The sequence below is a fragment of the Deltaproteobacteria bacterium genome (assembly GCA_020848905.1).
Taxonomy (GTDB): domain Bacteria; phylum Myxococcota_A; class Polyangia.
Map to the genome: position 1 here is coordinate 57,109 of JADLHG010000045.1, position 16,292 is coordinate 73,400.

13 protein-coding genes are annotated in these 16,292 nt (G+C 70.2%); 10 read left to right on the forward strand and 3 right to left on the reverse strand.

Annotated elements, in window-relative coordinates; genetic code table 11:
* Positions 1-185: 185 nt before the first annotated feature.
* Together IT371_20220 and IT371_20225 are read right to left on the reverse strand one after the other, a co-directional pair.
* Positions 186-2,927: a vitamin B12-dependent ribonucleotide reductase gene (locus tag IT371_20220; protein ID MCC6750002.1), complete on the reverse strand. Its 2,742-nt coding sequence runs from the start codon at positions 2,925-2,927 to the stop codon at positions 186-188.
* A gap of 469 nt (positions 2,928-3,396) precedes the next feature.
* Positions 3,397-4,026, reverse strand: a complete 630-nt coding sequence (locus IT371_20225) for a hypothetical protein (GenBank protein MCC6750003.1) — start codon at positions 4,024-4,026, stop codon at positions 3,397-3,399.
* A 194-nt stretch (positions 4,027-4,220) separates the two neighbouring features.
* Here IT371_20225 and ftsE point away from each other — a divergent pair, with 194 nt between their 5' ends.
* From ftsE to IT371_20255, 6 genes are all read left to right on the forward strand, one after another.
* A complete protein-coding gene (ftsE, locus tag IT371_20230) occupies positions 4,221-4,970 on the forward strand; it encodes a cell division ATP-binding protein FtsE (protein MCC6750004.1) in 750 nt (249 codons plus the stop codon).
* The gene (locus IT371_20235) at positions 4,970-5,860 is read left to right on the forward strand and encodes an ABC transporter permease (protein ID MCC6750005.1); all 891 of its coding nucleotides are present in this window, start codon (positions 4,970-4,972) and stop codon (positions 5,858-5,860) included. Before ftsE ends, IT371_20235 begins: the two co-directional genes overlap by 1 nt.
* Positions 5,861-5,870: 10 nt before the next feature.
* Complete coding sequence (locus IT371_20240) at positions 5,871-6,938, forward strand: peptidoglycan DD-metalloendopeptidase family protein (protein MCC6750006.1); 1,068 nt, start codon at positions 5,871-5,873, stop codon at positions 6,936-6,938.
* Positions 6,939-7,018: 80 nt separating this feature from the next.
* Positions 7,019-8,290 (forward strand): S41 family peptidase, encoded by a 1,272-nt coding sequence (locus tag IT371_20245; protein ID MCC6750007.1) that lies wholly within the window; start codon positions 7,019-7,021, stop codon positions 8,288-8,290.
* A gap of 45 nt (positions 8,291-8,335) precedes the next feature.
* On the forward strand, positions 8,336-9,151 hold the full coding sequence (locus IT371_20250) for a divergent polysaccharide deacetylase family protein (protein ID MCC6750008.1): 816 nt from the start codon (positions 8,336-8,338) through the stop codon (positions 9,149-9,151).
* Between the two features lie 97 nt (positions 9,152-9,248).
* Positions 9,249-11,060 (forward strand): FHA domain-containing protein, encoded by a 1,812-nt coding sequence (locus IT371_20255; GenBank protein ID MCC6750009.1) that lies wholly within the window; start codon positions 9,249-9,251, stop codon positions 11,058-11,060.
* A 46-nt stretch (positions 11,061-11,106) separates the two neighbouring features.
* Here the strand turns inward: IT371_20255 and IT371_20260 are convergent, their stop codons facing one another.
* Complete coding sequence (locus tag IT371_20260; protein ID MCC6750010.1) at positions 11,107-12,075, reverse strand: hypothetical protein; 969 nt, start codon at positions 12,073-12,075, stop codon at positions 11,107-11,109.
* Between the two features lie 281 nt (positions 12,076-12,356).
* Between IT371_20260 and IT371_20265 the strand changes: the two genes are divergently transcribed.
* The 4 genes from IT371_20265 to IT371_20280 all read left to right on the forward strand — a co-directional run bounded on the left by IT371_20265 (position 12,357) and on the right by IT371_20280 (position 16,245).
* Positions 12,357-14,321 (forward strand): OmpA family protein, encoded by a 1,965-nt coding sequence (locus IT371_20265; protein ID MCC6750011.1) that lies wholly within the window; start codon positions 12,357-12,359, stop codon positions 14,319-14,321.
* 28 nt (positions 14,322-14,349) lie between these two features.
* Positions 14,350-14,673, forward strand: a complete 324-nt coding sequence (locus IT371_20270; GenBank protein MCC6750012.1) for a cell division FtsA domain-containing protein — start codon at positions 14,350-14,352, stop codon at positions 14,671-14,673.
* A gap of 289 nt (positions 14,674-14,962) precedes the next feature.
* Complete coding sequence (locus tag IT371_20275; GenBank protein ID MCC6750013.1) at positions 14,963-15,397, forward strand: hypothetical protein; 435 nt, start codon at positions 14,963-14,965, stop codon at positions 15,395-15,397.
* Positions 15,398-15,435: 38 nt separating this feature from the next.
* Positions 15,436-16,245: a hypothetical protein gene (locus tag IT371_20280; GenBank protein ID MCC6750014.1), complete on the forward strand. Its 810-nt coding sequence runs from the start codon at positions 15,436-15,438 to the stop codon at positions 16,243-16,245.
* The last annotated feature ends 47 nt before the right edge of the window (positions 16,246-16,292 follow it).

The window sequence follows — 16,292 nt, forward strand, 5'->3', positions numbered from 1 at the left end:
GCCGGGGTGGATGTGCGCACGGCAGTGAGCAACGCTCGTGCCAGAGGACGATCGGCGGAATGACCCGGGCTTCGGGCAGAGCCCGGCGGCGGCGCCTCTCTGACTTCGAGAGGGCAGTGGCGTCTGGAACCATTGGCCGAAGAGGCCGCGCGTGGCCGCGAAGGCCACTCGGGCAGGGGAAGGTCTTAGCTGCAGCCGCTCGTGGCGCCGCAGTTCACGCACTTATGGCAGGCCCCGGAGCGCACCATGATCGAGCCGCACTCGTGACAGGGAGGGGCGTCCATCTCGGCCACGAAGGGCTTGCCCAGCTCGAGCTGCACGGGCGGGCTCGCCGGGGCCGCCGGAGCCGGCGCTTCGATCCCCGGCAGGACCTGCTGCTCGGCGTACCGTCCGTCGGGGAACTTCGTGCCGAGCCACCGGAAGATGTAGTCCATGATCGACTTCGCGTAGCCGATGGCCGGGTTGTCGGAGTAGCCCGACGGCTCGAAGCGCGTGTGCGAGAACTTGTCCACGAGCAGCGTGAGCGGCACCCCGTGCTGCAGCGACAGCGAGATCGCCGTGGCGAAGCTGTCCATGAGCCCGCTGATCGTGCTCCCCTCCTTGGCCATCACGGTGAAGATCTCGCCGGGGCGGCCGTCCTCGTACATCCCGACCGTGAGATAGCCTTCGTGCCCACCGACGCTGAACTTGTGCGTCAGGCTCCGGCGCTCCGCCGGCAGCTTGTGGCGCACGGCCTGCGGGGGCCCCTTGAGCTTCTGCGCCTCGGCCTCCGCCTGCTGGTCCTTCCCGGTGGAGAGCGGCTGCGCCCGCTTGCACCCGTCGCGGTAGATCGCGATGGCCTTCAGCCCGAGCCGCCAGGACTGCAGGTACGCGTCCTCGATGTCCTCGACCGTCGCGTTCTGCGGCATGTTGACGGTCTTCGAGATCGCCCCCGACAGGAAGGGCTGGACCGAGGCCATCATCCGGATGTGGCCCATGTACCCGATCGAGCGCTTCCCCCCCTGCGGCTGGAAGGCGCAGTCGAAGACCGGCAGGTGCTCCTCGAGCAGGTGCGGCGCCCCCTCGATCGTCCCCTTGTCGTCCACGTGCCCCACGATGCCCTTCACCTGCTGCTCGTTGTAGCCGAGCCGGTCGAGCGCCTCGGGGACCGTCTGGTTCACGAGCTTGAGCACGCCGCCGCCGACGAGCTTCTTGTACTTCACGAGCGCGATGTCCGGCTCGATGCCGGTCGTGTCGCAATCCATCATGAAGCCGATCGTCCCCGTCGGAGCCAGCACCGTGACCTGCGCGTTCCGGTAGCCGTGCGCCTTGCCGAGGGTCACCACGTCCGTCCAGACCTGGCGCGTGGTCTCCATCAGATCGTAAGGGACGTAAGCCGAGTCGATGAGGTCCACGTTCCGGCGGTGCCGTTCCATCACGGCCAGCATGGGCTGCGCGTTGCGACTGTAGCCCTCGAAGGGGCCGCGGTCCGCGGAGACCAGCGCCGAGATGCGGTTCGCCTCGCCGTGCATGAGCGCCGTCACGGCCGCCGCGTAGGCCCGGCCTGCGTCGCTGTCGTAGGGGAGGCCGCGGCTCATCAGGAGCGCGCCCAGGTTCGCGTAGCCGAGGCCGAGCGGCCGGTACTTGTAGCTGTTGATGGCGATCTTGTTCGTCGGGTACTTCGCGTTGTCGACGATGATCTCCTGCGCCAGCACCATCACGCCCACCGCCCGACGGAAGGCCGCCGCGTCGAGCGAGCCGGTCTCCGTCTGGAACTTGCGCAGGTTGAGGCTCGACAGATTGCACGCGCTGTCGTCGAGGAACATGTACTCCGAGCAGGGATTCGAGGCGTTGATGCGCGCCGTGCCCGGGCAGGTGTGCCAGCTATTGATCGTGGTGTCGAACTGCATCCCGGGGTCGCCGCACTGGTGCGTGCCGTCCGCGATGGCGCGCATGATCTTGCGCGCGGGGAGGGTCTCCACCACGTCACCGGTGGTGACGGAGCGCAGGTGCCACTCCCGGTCCTTCATCACGGCTTCCATGAACTCGTCGGTGACGCGCACGCTGTTGTTCGAGTTTTGGAAGAAGATCGAGTTGTAGGCCTCGCCGGTGAACGAGCCGTCGTAGCCCGCGTCGATGAGGGACCAGGCCTTGCGCTCCTCGCGCGCCTTGCACCAGATGTATTCGAGGATGTCCGGATGGTCGGCGTTCAGGATCACCATCTTCGCGGCGCGCCGCGTCTTGCCGCCGCTCTTGATCACGCCCGCGAAGGCGTCGAAGCCGCGCATGAAGGAGACGGGACCCGAGGCGAGCCCGCCGCCGGCCAGGTGCTCGCGCGAGGAACGCAGCGACGAGAAGTTGGTCCCCGTCCCGCTGCCCCACTTGAAGAGCATCCCCTCGGTCTTGGCCAGCTCGAGGATCGACTCCATCGTATCGTCCACCGCGTTGATGAAGCACGCGGAGCACTGCGGCGCCTCTTCCACGCCCACGTTGAACCAAACGGGGCTGTTGAACGAGGCGCGCTGGGTGACGAGCAGGTACGCGAGTTCGTCGGAGAAGGTCTGGGCGTCGGCCGGGCTCGCGAAGTAGCGCTGTTCGGTCCCCCACCGCGTGATGGACTTCACGACGCGCGTGATGAGCTGCCGGATGCTGCGCTCGCGCTCGGGCGTGCCCAGGACGCCGCGGAAGTACTTCTGGACCACCACGTTGGTGGCCATCTGGGACCAGGAGCGCGGGACCTCGACGCCCCGCTGCTCGAAGACCACCTCGCCGTCCGCGCCGGAGATCATCGCGTCCCGAATTTCCCACTCCACCTCGTCCAGCGGGTCGACTCCCGCCGTGGTGAAGTAGCGTTCAATCCGGAGACCCGCACGGCGCGGTTCCTTCTGCTCGCCCTTCACGCTGCGGCCGTTGTCGCTTCCCACTGTCTCAGTCCGCTTCTCCAGCATGCTTCCTCCCGCTAGGTTCGACGGAAAACGATCCCGATGCAGCACTCCCCGCGACGCGGAGCGCTGGATTCTATGGTCTCGAACGTGTTGTTTGGAGGGCCGAAGTGGCCTGGTCCTGATGTACTGCCCTGGATCACACCCGTCAATATTTTTTGCACTACATCTTGTGGCAAGCTGCGCCCGCGGCCCCAACGGCTTGTGTGTTCCTTGTGGATAAGTTTGTGGGTCGCTGCGCAAAGCGAATGGAAGCTCCGCAGCTTAACCGGGCAGAGATCGGCTGGGGATAGTTCGCACCATTTTTTCGCGCGGCGCGGAGGCGGCGGCGCGACTCGAAACGCTCGGCGGGGCGCAGCTCGACCGGATGCAGTGATAAATCGTCATAAGAAAAATGTTTTCGGCCGAGCCGGTCGGTGACGATCGGGTGACGTTCAGCGCGCGCTCGACGGAGAGGGCGAGATACTTCGGGGCCCTAACGACGCGCGAGGCAGAAGACGCGCGCGGTGATGCGGAGGGGAGCCGTGGTCGAAAGGTTCCGGTACTCGCAGCGCCAGGAGGCGGCGCGGTCCGGCGTCTCCACGTCCGCGCCTCCGGCCTGATTCAGCGCGCCGAGCCAGGCAGGGTCGGCCGAGCAGCTCCCGCTGATCCATAGATCCCGGGGTTCGCGGCAGGCGGCGAGGGCGGCGCCCGACAGGCCGGGTCCCAGGCTGAGCTGCGCGGAGACGCCGTAGACCCGGCGCTTGTCCCCGTAACCGCCGGCGGGCCCTTCCGGTCCCTCGGGTCCGCGAAGCCCCGCTGGGCCCTGGATTCCTTGAGGACCCTGCAGCCCCTGCGGTCCTTGGGGCCCTGGAGGACCGCGTTCGCCGGTCGGCCCGGCCGGTCCGGCTTCCCCTTTCGGCCCCGTGGGCCCCGTGGGCCCGGTCTCTCCGCGGGGGCCTGCCGGTCCGGAGGGTCCGGGGGGCCCGGGTGGTCCGGCGGGACCCCGGAGGTCTCGTCCGGGCACGGCGGCGAGCGCCTCGGCCACCCGCTTCGCGTCGGGCAGAGTCCCGCGCGTCTCGAGCTCCCGCACCCGGCGCTCGAGGGCGGCCACCGCCGGGTCCATCGGCGGCGCGGCGGTGCGTTCGGTCGGCCCCGCGGCGCTGCCCGCCCCTCCCGTCGGAGCGCCGGGGCGCCGGCAGCCCGCGGCACCGACGATCAGCACGAGCCAGAGCACGCGGCGCATCGGTCGATTCTACCGGGGTGGGCCAAAGCGGCCATTTTTTTGCCCACGCCTCGCGCGCGTGATACCCCCGGGACATGATCCAGCTCCGGGACGTGAGCAAGACCTTTGGGTCGCAGGTGGCGGCGCTCAAGGGCGTGACGCTCCACATCCGCAAGGGCGAGCTGGTGATCCTCACCGGGCCGAGCGGGGCGGGCAAGACGACGCTCCTGCGCACGATCTTCGCCGCCGAACGCCCCGACGAGGGCGAGATTCTGCTCGCCGGGCGCAGCATCTCGCGATTGCGGCGCGGATCGATCCCGTACCTCCGTCGCAACATCGGGGTGGTCTTTCAGGACTTCAAGCTGCTCAAGGAGCGCACCGCGCTCGAGAACGTGGCCGTGGCGCTCGAGATCCGTGGCCTCGGGGGCCGCGAGGTGAGGCGGCGCAGCCTCGAGGCGCTCGCCGCCGTGGGGCTCTCGGACGCGGCCCCGACGCGGGTCGGGGTCCTCTCGGGCGGCGAGCAGCAGCGGGTGGCCATCGCGCGCGCGGTGGTCGGAGAGCCGGCCATCGTGCTGGCCGACGAGCCGACGGGGAACCTGGACCCGGAGCGGTCGCACGACATCCTGGACCTGCTCGACCAGATCGCGCGGCGCGGGACGACAGTGGTGCTCGCGACGCACGACCCGATGGTGGTCGAGCACGCGGCGGCCACGCGCGTGATCCAGCTCGCGGCCGGTCGTGTCGAAGGGGTGCTCGCCGGGGCGCGTGCGCCCGTCGAGGTGTCGCGGCCTCGCCCGGCCCTGGAGCCGCTCGGCCTGGCGGCCTTCCTCGAGGTGGCCTCCTGATGCGGCAGCTCCCGTACTTCTTGCGTCAGGCGCTGCGGGGGATCCAGGCCGGTCCCTTCGTGCAGCTCGCGGCCACGGGGACGTTGACCGTCACCCTCGTGCTCCTCGGTGGCGTGGCGTTGCTCGTGCTGAACGTGGGGCGCTTGACGCATCACTGGGGGGCGGGGACCCAGCTCAGCGTGGCCCTGCGCTCCGGGACCGGCGACGAGCGCGCGGCGGCTCTCGAGCGCCTGCTCGCCGGTCGTCCGGAGGTCGAGTCGGTGCGCCGCGTGACCTCGGCCGAGGCCTTCGCGCGGCTGAAGCAGAGCCTCGGGCCGCGCGCCGAGCTCCTCTCCGAGGTGGACCCGGCCTTTCTCCCCGCCTCGCTCGAGGTGCGGCTCCAGCCCGGGCTCGACCGCGAACGGCTGCAGCCGCTGCTAGCGGTGCTCTCGAGCGCTCCGGGCGTGGCGGAGGTGGACTACCTCGGGCAGTGGGCCGACAAGCTCGGGACCCTCGCGGGCCTCGTACGGCACGCGGGACTCGTGCTCGCGCTGCTCGTGATGGCCGCCTGCCTCTACGTCGTGGCCACCACGATTCGCCTCGGCGTCTACGCGCGGCGCGACGCGGTGGAGATCCAGAAGCTCGTCGGCGCGACGGACGGCTTCGTGCGCATGCCCTTTCTCATCGAGGGCGCGCTGCAAGGGCTCTGCGCGGCGCTCCTCGCCTGGGGGGTGCTCTTCGCCTTCTTCCGCAGCGCCGCCCCGCGCGTGGCGGAGGCTCTCGGTGCGCTCGTGAGCCACACGCCGCTCGCCTTCTTCGGCGCGCCGGAGCTGCTCGTCGGGATCGGCGGCGCCGCGCTGCTCGGCGTGCTCGGCAGCGGGCTGGCCGTGGGGCGACACCTTGAGGTGTGACGTGCGGAGGGTGCGCGCCGTCGCGTTCGTCCTCGCGACGCTCTGTCTCTCCAGCCGCGCGTCCTCGGCGGCCGAGCTCACGGTGCTGCTCGAGAAGGAGCGCGCGTCTCTCGCCGCCCTCGACCAGCTCGCGCAGCAGGTGACGAGCCGCCGCGCCGCCCTGGAGGAGCTCCGGCAGCAAGAGGAGCTCGTGCGCTATCAGCTCGCCGAAGGGGTGCGCAAGATGACCGCGCTCGCCAGCCGCCTCGACGAGCGGCGGCAGCTCCTGCAGAAGCGTCTGCGCACGCTCTACCGCCTCTCGCGCGGCGGAAGCCTGCGGCTCCTCGTCGAGGCCTCCGGCGCGGGCGACGTGTTTCAGCGCGCGACGATCTTCTCCCGGCTCGTGAGTCAGGACGTCGAGGAGCTCAGGACCTATCGACGCGAGCTCGCGCTCCTCGCCGCGGAGCGCAAGCAGCTCGTCGAGCAACAGGCGCGGCGGACGGTCCTCGTGGCGCAGCTCGAGCGCGAGCGGACGGGGCTCGAGGCCGCGGAGCAGGAGCAGAAGCGGCTCCTCGCCAAGGTCCGTCGGAGTCGTCGGCTGCGACAGGCTCTCCTCGGCCAGCTCGGGGCGCGGGAGCGCGCGCTCCTCGACACGATCCAGCGCCTCGGGTACCGCCTGCTCGGGCGGAGCAGCCTCTTCGCGCAGAAGGGGCGCCTCCCCCGGCCCGTCGCGGGGCCGATCGCGGGGCGCTTCGGCCAGGCGGTGGATCGGGAGAGCGGCCTGTCGGCCCTGCAAAGCGGTCTCATCTTCCGCCCCGCGTCGCGGGCGCCGGTGCGCGCGGTGGCCGCGGGGACCGTGCGGGTCACGCAGCCGATGGCGGGGCTCGGTCAGCTCGTGGTGCTCGAGCACCCGGGTCGCTACTACACGGTCTACGGCCTCCTCGGTCACGTGCAGGTCAAGCCCGGGGCGCACGTGGACGAGGGCTGGACGCTCGGGCTGGCGGGGACCGACCCGCTGAGCGGCCTGCCCGCGGCCTACTTCGAGCTCCGCGAAGGCCAGCGGGCGCTCGATCCCTCGCCCTGGCTCGCCGCGCGCTAACCCGCCAAAGGGCCCCTGGGGCCTCGCCGGGCGTCTCCCCCTGCGATCTACTATACTGACCGCATTCTCTGGAGGGTTTGATGCGCAAGCTCCGTGGGTCGGCCTTCTTCTGCGGCGGCGTGGTCGCCGCGCTCGTGGCGATGCTCTTGCTCGGAGCCGCGAGCGCCCTGCCGAGGAGCTACAGCCCCTATCGCAAGCTCAACCTCTTCGCGCGCGTGCTGACCTACGTCGAGAACAACTACGTGGAGCACGTGGACGACAGCAAGCTCGTGCACGGCGCCATCAAGGGAATGCTGGAGAGCCTCGACCCGCACTCGGTCTTCATGCCCCCCGATCAATACCGTCAGATGAAGTCCGAGACGCAGGGCGAGTTCGGCGGCCTCGGCGTGGAGGTGGAGGTGCGGGACGGCTGGCTCACGGTGATCTCGCCGCTCGAGGGGACGCCCGCCCACCGGGGCGGGATGCAGTCCGGAGATCAGATCCTGGAGATCGACGGCAAGAGCAGCCGCGACCTGCGCATGGAGGAGGCCGTGCGCTCGATGCGCGGAGCGCGGGGGACGCGCATTCGGCTGAAGCTCCGTCGGGGCGCGAAGACCTTCGAGCTGAGCCTGGTGCGCGACCTCATCCGCGTGGTGAGCGTGACCTCGAAGCTCCTCGCGCCGGGCGTGGGCTACGTGCGCATCAAGAGCTTCCAGGAGCGAACCGACGCCTACCTGCGGAGCGCCGTCGAGGAGCTGCAGAAGAAGGGGAAGCTCCGCGGGCTGGTCCTCGACCTGCGGAATAACCCGGGGGGGCTGCTGGACCAGGCGATCAAGGTGGCCGACCTCTTTCTGCCCGGCGGCATCATCGTCAAGACCACCGGGAAAGGCGGGCGCATGGTCGAGGTGGAGCGCGCGCAGAAGAAGGGGACGCTCGAGAACTTCCCAGTGGTGTGTCTCGTGAACGGCGGCTCCGCGTCGGCCTCGGAGATCGTCGCGGGGGCGCTGCAGGACCACAAACGCGCCGCCGTGCTCGGGACGCGCACCTTCGGCAAGGGGTCCGTGCAGACGATCATCGACCTCGAGGACGGGTCCGGTCTCAAGCTCACCGTGGCGCGCTACTACACGCCGGCGGGGCGGTCGATCCAGGAGCACGGCATCGAGCCGGACATCCTCGTGCAGCCCTCGGCGCCGGTGGTGCGCACCGAGCGCGTGACGCGCGAGCGGGACCTGCGCGGGCACCTGCGCAACGAGCAGGCGCGCAAGGCCCTGGCGTCGAAGGGCGAGACCACGCCGCGGCTGGCGGACTTCCAGCTACAGACCGCGATCGACTACCTGCGGGCGGCCGAGATCTTTCGCGCGAACGGCGGGTAGGACGTTTTTCGCGCCCCGGGCGGGCCGGTGGTAGCGTCGGGAGACGTGAGCCGGCCACCTTTCAGCGCGAGGTTTCTGCAGGGCGCCCTCGGTGCGGCGGCGGGCGTGCTGCTCCTGGCCATCCTCGGCGTGGCGCTCTGGCCGCGCCCCACGACCGCCGGGCAGAGCGAGGCGGCTCCCCTCTGCACTCCCGCCTCGCCGTGCCTCGCCCTCGTGATCGACGACGTGGGCCGGGAAGTCGCCGCGCTCGAGCGGCTCCTCGCGCTCCGCTTCGACGCGAGCTACGCGGTGCTGCCGCACGCCCGTGAGACGGTCGCGGCGCGCCGCCTCCTCGTCGCCCACGGCCGGGAAATCCTGTTGCACCTGCCCCTGGAGCCGGAGAACCCGGCCCGTGAGAGCGACGAGCCGGTGGTCCTGCGGCGCGCGGGGCCCATCGAAGGGCCGGCCCGGGAGTGTCTGGACCGGGTCCCGGAGGCGGTGGGGGTCAACAACCATATGGGCTCGGCATTCAGCCGCTCGGAGGCCGCGCTCGGGCGCCTCCTCGTCGCGATGCCTCGTCCGGGGCTCTGGTTCCTGGACTCGCGGACCACGCCCGAGAGCCGGATTTGCGTCGTGGCCCGTCGGAGAGGGACTCCGTGCGTGACCCGCGATGTGTTTTTGGATGATCCCCCGGATCCTGTTAGTATCAGGAAGAGACTGAGGGACGCGGTGAGCGTGGCGCGGAAACGCGGTTGGGCCGTCATCATAGGACACCCGTTGCCCGCGACCATCGAAGCCCTCGAAAGCGGCGACGTGCGCCAGTTGGGGCCCTTCTTCGTTCGACTGTCTCGGGTCATGGCTCGTGTGGGTCATGGGCCTTGACAGGGCGGACGGTTAAAACCTAAATTATATTGCCGAAATCGAGCAGCATCGGATCGAGGACGTACGGCAGGCTTCCTCCAGCGACGCTAGGCCAAAGATGATCAAACTGATCATCGAAGACGACGAGGGGAAGACCACCGTCGTTCCGCTCATTCGGGACGAGATCACCATCGGCCGGAAGGAGGGGAATACCATCCGGCTGACGGAGCGGAACGTCTCGCGTCGTCACGCCAAGCTCGTCAAACAAAACGGCGCGATCTTCATCGAGGACCTCGAGAGCTACAACGGCATCAAGGTCAACGGGAACCGCATCTCCGGTCGCGTGGCGGTGACCGAAGGGGATCGGATTCAGATCGGCGATTACGTCCTCGGCCTGAAGGTCGAGGGGACGGTCTCCGTCGAGGGGGGCAACGGCGAGAGCACGCGGGAGGTCGAACGCGCGCACGCCACGACCGAGCCGATTCGCCTGCCCGGGGCGGCGCCCGGCGAGACCCCCGACGTGGCCGACCTCGAGACGGCCGTCACGATGCGGGAGCCCGTGCGGCGGCCCGACGACGTGGCGCGCCTGGTCTGCGTCTCCAGCAACTTCGCCGGGCTCGAGTTCCTCCTCAACAAGCCGGTCATGGTCGTCGGACGCACCGACGAGAACGACATCGCGGTCAACCACCGGTCCATCTCGCGGCACCACGCGCGCGTCGTCGAGGAGCACGGGCGGTACACCATCGTCGATCTGCAGAGCGCGAACGGCGTGCGCATCAACGGCGAGGAGTACGGCAAGGTCGAGCTCCGGCGCGGAGATCTCATCGACCTCGGGCACGTGCGCCTGCGGTTCGTCGCGCCGGGAGAGGACTTCGTCTTCGCCCGCGACGCGACCGTGGTGGACATCAGCAAGGGGGGGCGCGGCGGCGGGGGCCTGTGGATTGGCGTGGCGCTGCTGGCCGTGGCCGGCGTGGGTGTCGTGCTCTGGCGTGTCCTCGCCCCGGGCGGCGGACCCTCGGCCGCCGACGCGGGGCACGAGGTCTCGGCGCGGGGCGGAGAAGCCCCGGGGGCGCAGGGCGAGCTGATCCCGAAGATCACCGCGGCGCTGGCTGCCGAGGCCTGGTCCGAGGCGCTCACCTACTGCGGCCAGCTCGCTCCGGGGCAGAAGGCGAAGGCCAAGACGGACTGCGAGAAGGCGCAGCGCGAACACGGGGCCCAGCGGCTCTACGAGGACGCGCGCAAGGCGGTGACGAGCCTCGAGTACGCCAAGGCGCTCGGGCTCTACAACAAGATCCCGAGCGAGAGCCTCTACCACAAGAAGCGCGGCGAAGACCCCGAGTTCAAGGATGCGCGGACCAAGTATTTGGCGCAGGCGCTGCCCGAGGTGAAGGAGCTGGCGAAGAAGGGCCAGTGCGACGCCGCGAAGGCCAAGGCGCACGAGATCCAGACCCTGGTCCCCGACGACGCGGAGGCGGAGGCGAACGTGCGCGACTGCGGCGCGGTCGCCACGCGGCCCGGCACGGGAGCGGACCCCGGAGGGGAAGAACCCGGCACGCCGGGCGGCGACGACGGTGGGGCGAAGGTTCGCCCGAAGCGCGGGCCGCGGCCGAAGATCGCCGTGAAGCGGATCCCGCTCGTGCAGCCGAAGGTGGAGCCGGAGACGCCGCCGCAGCCGGCGGTGGACGCGAAGAAGACGCTCGAGCAGGCGCGGAGCGCGTACGTGGCGGGGCACCACAGCCAGGCCATCGCGTTCGCCAAGCTGGTGCTCAAGCAGACGCCGACGAGCGGGCAGGCGCTCCAGATCGTCGGCGCGTCGTCGTGCTACCTGAAGAACGCCAAGCAGGCCAAGAAGGCCTACGATCGGCTGGACGCCGCCCAGCGCAACCTGCTGCGCAGCGTGTGCGCACGCAACGGCGTGACCCTCGAATAGTTCGCTCCAGCCAGCCGAACGGCCGACGCTGCTCTCGCGCGGCCGCCTACGCCAGCAAGCCCAGACTGCGTTCGACCTCGGCGGCGGTGCAGGCCGTATCGAAGGTGAGCACGCGGTCTCCTGTCTCGGGGAGGTGCTCGAGCGCGGCTGGAAGCGGGAGCTCTCCCGTGCCGAGCGGGAGGCGGAGCCTGAGGCCGCAGGCGTCGGCGAGGCGCGCCGAATCGTGCGGCGCGGTGGGAGAGGCGGCGCGCTGCGACGGGGCGGGCGATGCGGCCGGTGCCGAGGCGGGCAGGGGGAGCCAGAGCCCCGACGCGGTGCTGGCAAAGAGCGGGGCCGGGGTGGGCGCGCTCGTGGCCGGTTCACCGAGCAGGGCGCTGCGGGCGTGCGCCCAGTCGGTCGCGTGCACGGTGCCGAGGCGCGCGCCGGCGAACTCCTCGGCGAGGCGTCCGAGCTCCTCGCCGTTCGGGCACTGGTGCGGCCAGACCGTGGGGGTGAGGAAGGCCAGCGTCACGCCCAGGTCGGTGGCCTGCTTGAGCACGCCGTCGAGGAGGCCGCGCCAGCCGTCGAGGGCGGGCTGGGCTCGGGCGGCCCGCTCGTCCTCGAGCGCCTCCAGCTCGAGCGGCTCGGCGCAGGCGAAACGGCGACGGAGCGCCTCGATGCTGTCGGTGGAGAGGTCGAGCGGCTCGGGGGAGGCCACGAGCCGGACCACGCCGCGGCTGGCGGCGAAGGCCACGAGCTCGCGCCAGAGCTCGGTGGCCGCGCGACGCTCGCCGCGGTCTGCGCTCGTGGCGCGCGGGGCGGGGCGGCGTGGGGCGGTCTCGCCAGGCACGGCGAGCTCTCGCACGAGGACCCCCCCGGGCAGGCTCAGCTCGACGAGCTCGCGCTGCACCGCGGGGGGGAGGCGGCGGTCGAGCGCCAGGGCCAGGGCCGTCTCCCGCCGCCGCGTCTTCCAGTGCTCGAGGAGCTGGCGGGGTGGGCTCGGCGTCGGGCACAGGGAGCTGGAGAGCGCGATCATGGGGGGCTTCGCTGAAACCTCGGGAGGGGGACCGGGATTAGGGATAATGACCCACGGGCGCCGCTCCGGGCAACGGCCGATCCCGAGGCGCGCGGCCCGTGAGCGGGGATCCGGGATCGAGGGCTTTCATAATGTCCTCGCCTGCTTGTCCGCCTGGGAAAGTTGACACGAGGTAAGGCGGTGTAGTAAACGGGAATTAGTGAAGAAGTGGGCCTAGGTAGCGGAGATCCCGAAGTTTCCCGGCGCGTTGTTCTGGGTCGGCACTCGGACTGGAGGACCTGATGCGTGCTCGCTGTACCCACTGGCTCGGCCTCGCTGTGGCGCTCGCACTCTCGCTGGAGGCCGCCACGGCCCTCGGTCAGCGCTCCGGTGGTCCGGTCGACATCCAGCTCTTTCGACCGGCGATCGACTCGAAGGGCCTCATCACGCTGAACGCTTCGCAGGTGCTCGGGCACCTCGATCCGAGCTTCGGGCTCATCCTCAATTACGCGCGACGCCCGCTCTTCTTCGAGGGGAACGCCGCCGCGGGCCGCTGGTGCACCGCCGGTGGGTTCAACAGCTGCGCCGTCGGGAGTGACCAGTACATCCCGAGCCGCTACGCCATCGACAACATGGTGACCGGCAACCTGCAGGCCGCGCTCGGACTGTTCAAGCACTTCGAGATCGGGCTCGGCATGCCGCTCACGTTCTGGAAGGGGGACACCAATCCGGATACGCAGCCGAGCGGTCCGAGCGGCGGCGGCGATTCGGGGAGCATCGACGCGCAGGGGGCAGGCGACCTGGCGCTGCATCTCAAGGGCCGCATCCTGAACACCTCCAAGCACCCGGTCGGTCTCGCGGTGGTGACCTCCTTCTCCTTCCCGACGGGGGACAAGGAGAAGTTTCTCGGGTCGGGGCGCTTCGGCTTCGCGCCGTCGGTGATCCTGGACAAGGAGTTCTGGCGCGGCCGGCTGCACCTCGCGCTGAACGTGGGCGCGCGCTTCCGCTTCGGCAGCAACTCGAGCTGGCGCGACACGCGGCAGTGCGACACGGGGGCGACGCCGGCGCAGGCCGACTGCGGCACCGGCACGCTCGTCGAGAACACGCACAACCTGCACTACGGGATCGGCGCGTCGGTGGCCATCGTGCCCAAGCGCTTCGCGTTCGTGGCGGAGCTCATCGGGCAGACGGGCTTCGACGGGTTCGCCAAGGCCGACAAGTACAACTCGGCGCACGAGGTCCTCGGCGGATTCAAGCTCTACCTGGCGCGCAACTCGTACTTCACCTTCGGCGCGGGGCGCGGGCTCCGTGGCGGTGGCGCGAACTACCAGTTCGGCTCCCCCGACGTGCGCGCCTTCGTGGGCTTCATCTTCGAGCCCTCGATCGGCGACCGGGACGGCGACGGGATCAAGGACGACGTGGACAAGTGCCCCGACGACCCGGAGGACTTCGACGACTTCGAGGACGAGGACGGCTGCCCCGATCCGGACAACGACCGCGACGGCATCCTGGACCGGGACGACAAGTGCCCGAACGAGCCCGAGGACAAGGACGGCATCGAGGACCAGGATGGCTGCCCCGAGGCGGACGTGCTCGACCGGGACGGTGACGGCATCCCCGACGACAAGGACAAGTGCCCGGACGACCCCGAGGACAAGGACGGCTTCGAGGACCAGGACGGCTGCCCGGACCCGGACAACGACAAGGACGGGATCCTGGACGTGGACGACCTCTGTCCGAACGACCCCGAGGACAAGGACGGCTTCGAGGACAAGGACGGCTGCCCGGACCCGGACAACGACAAGGACCGCATCCTGGACAAGGACGACAAGTGTCCGAACGAGCCGGAGACCTACAACGGCTACCAGGACGAGGACGGTTGCCCGGACAAGGGGCGCGTCATCGTGCACAAGGGTCGCATCGAGATCTTGGACAAGATCTACTTCGAGACGGATAGCGCGAAGATCAAGCCCATGAGCTACCCGATCCTGAACGCGATCGTGGCCACGCTGAAGGGGAACCCGCAGATCCTGCTGGTGGAGCTGCAGGCCCACGCCGACGAGCGCGGGGCGGATGCCTACAACCTGGACCTCACGGACCGACGTGCAGCCTCGGTACGCACCTACCTCGTCGAGCACGGGGTGGAGGCGGGGCGGCTGCAGTCCAAGGGCTACGGCGAGACCCGCCCGGTGGACAAGGGGCATAACGAAGACGCCTGGTCGAAGAACCGTCGCGTGGAATTCGTGATCCTCAAGCGGTCGCAGTAGGCGCCGGAGCGCCGTAGCAGTCCCCCCGATGTTCTCCCTCGTACGAGCCCTCGTCTCCGTCGCCCTCCTCGGGGGGCTGGTCTACGTGGCCGTGGCCGTGCCGATGGGGGGCAAGACCATCTGGCAGCACGTGAAGGCCATCGCCGACTCCAAGGAGGGGCAGGAGCTCGCCGACGGGGTGAAGGAGAAGGCCGGGGAGGTCCTGCGACGGGACGGGGGCCCGGAGTCCGACGCGCGAGACGGCGGCGGGCGGCGCGCGCGCAAGCCCTCCCGCGAGAAACTCACGGACAAGGAGCGCGAGCTCCTCCGCAAGCTGATCCGCGAGAAGCTCGAGGACGACAAGAGCAAGTAACGGCGGCCGGGCAACGCGCGCGTCGGGGCGATCTCTCGCTCTCGTGAAACCGGCGTGCCTCTCCGAAATCGCGTGGCCGCGACGGTCCCCCGAGAGACCTCCACCCTCGGTTTTCCCTAGCCAGTACCGCGCCGCGGCGTGCCTCGCGCGGGCCCCTTCGACTGGCGCGCTTCTCGCTAAGCAGCGCCTCGTCAACCCAAGACCACCATGACCGGGGACGTCGGCCCTCTCGAGGGGCCCTCTGTCTCGAAGCACCTCGTCCTCCGGGACGAGGAAGGGAGATCGCACCATGCGAAAGATGCGCGCGCTCGTGATGTTCGTGGCGGCCGGCCTGCTCCTGCAGGCGGGCGTGGCCGATGCGCGGGTGAAGAACCCGATGACCGACGGCGAGGCGACGGCGATGCAGCGCTCCTACCGGCGCATGATGCGCGGTCAGAAGAGCTTCACGCTCGGGCAGATGCGGGCCTTCGAGAAGCTCGGGCTGCTCCAGGGCACCGCCGGGATGAGCAAGCACGAGGAGAAGTTCGTGACCACCTTCCGCGTGCAGGGGAAGCAGGGGCAGTTCAAGGTCCACACCTTCATCCGCACCGACCCGGGCGTGTATCTGCCGAACCGCGTGACCCAGGCCCAGCTCATGTGGGGCCGCTACGCGGAGACGGTGACCCAGGACGTGACGCCGGCCCAGAAGCGCGCCCTCAAGAAGGGGCCAAAGACCATCTGGTAGCTCGTCTGCGGGTCGATCCGCGGTAGAATACGTTGATCGTGTCACGCGTCAGCTCACCGAGGGAGGCCTCGCGTGCCGGGCCGCCTCGTCGCGCTCCGGGCGCGTCGCCGACGGGGCTCTCGGCCCTCCTGCTCGCGTGCGGGGCTGCGCTCTTCGCCGGCTGCCCGGCCTCGTTGCCGTCCCGCACCTGCACCGACGGAACCCAGTGCAAGCGCGGCAGCGAGCTCGGGCTCTGCGAGGCCACCGGCTACTGCGGTTTCATCGACCCTGCGTGCCCCTCCGGACGGCGCTACGGGGAGCTCTCGGGCGTGCTGACGAACCAGTGCGTGGAATCCGTCACCGACGGGGGGAGCGGCAAGTTCGGTGATACGCGGGCCGGCGGAGCCGATCTCTACGGCTTCATCCCGGGTGCCGACGCCGCGGCACTCGGCGACGGGGGAGCGCAGGATGGCCTGCCACCTGTCGACCGGGGCGTGCGTGCGGACCAGTCCGCACTTCCCTGCATGTGCACCCCGGGCGAGAGGCAGACGGGCGCGGCGCAGGAGTGCGGCGACTGCTCGGAGCAGACGCCCACGCGGCAATGCGGGCAGGACTGCCAGTGGGGGGCGTGGGTGCCGGGGGCGTGCAATTCGTCCTGCTCCGGGCCGCACCCGACCTGCGACAGCTGCAGCCGCGAGGGGTGCAACGCGAGCACCAACTGCAAGCGGGCCTGCGTGAAGAAGTCCGGCGCCGCGTGCGCCTGGAACAACGGGACGACCTTTCGCTGCTGCTCGGCCGGGGGCCAGAGAGGCTGGCAGTGGTGCCTCCCCTCTTGCGTCTGGAGCCCGTGCGAGGCGCACGCCTGCTAGAGCGCCGAACGGTTTGACCTCGGTTGTGAAATCGCCGATCTGCGTCG

Coding starts and splice junctions, on each gene's coding strand:
- IT371_20245 (MCC6750007.1), top strand. CDS start 7,019: ATGCGCAAGCTCCGTGGGTCGGCCTTCTTCTGCGGCGGCGTGGTCGCC.
- IT371_20270 (MCC6750012.1), top strand. CDS start 14,350: ATGTTCTCCCTCGTACGAGCCCTCGTCTCCGTCGCCCTCCTCGGGGGG.
- IT371_20255 (MCC6750009.1), top strand. CDS start 9,249: ATGATCAAACTGATCATCGAAGACGACGAGGGGAAGACCACCGTCGTT.
- ftsE (MCC6750004.1), top strand. CDS start 4,221: ATGATCCAGCTCCGGGACGTGAGCAAGACCTTTGGGTCGCAGGTGGCG.
- IT371_20275 (MCC6750013.1), top strand. CDS start 14,963: ATGCGAAAGATGCGCGCGCTCGTGATGTTCGTGGCGGCCGGCCTGCTC.
- IT371_20260 (MCC6750010.1), bottom strand. CDS start 12,075: ATGATCGCGCTCTCCAGCTCCCTGTGCCCGACGCCGAGCCCACCCCGC.
- IT371_20220 (MCC6750002.1), bottom strand. CDS start 2,927: ATGCTGGAGAAGCGGACTGAGACAGTGGGAAGCGACAACGGCCGCAGC.
- IT371_20225 (MCC6750003.1), bottom strand. CDS start 4,026: ATGGACCCGGCGGTGGCCGCCCTCGAGCGCCGGGTGCGGGAGCTCGAG.
- IT371_20265 (MCC6750011.1), top strand. CDS start 12,357: ATGCGTGCTCGCTGTACCCACTGGCTCGGCCTCGCTGTGGCGCTCGCA.
- IT371_20235 (MCC6750005.1), top strand. CDS start 4,970: ATGCGGCAGCTCCCGTACTTCTTGCGTCAGGCGCTGCGGGGGATCCAG.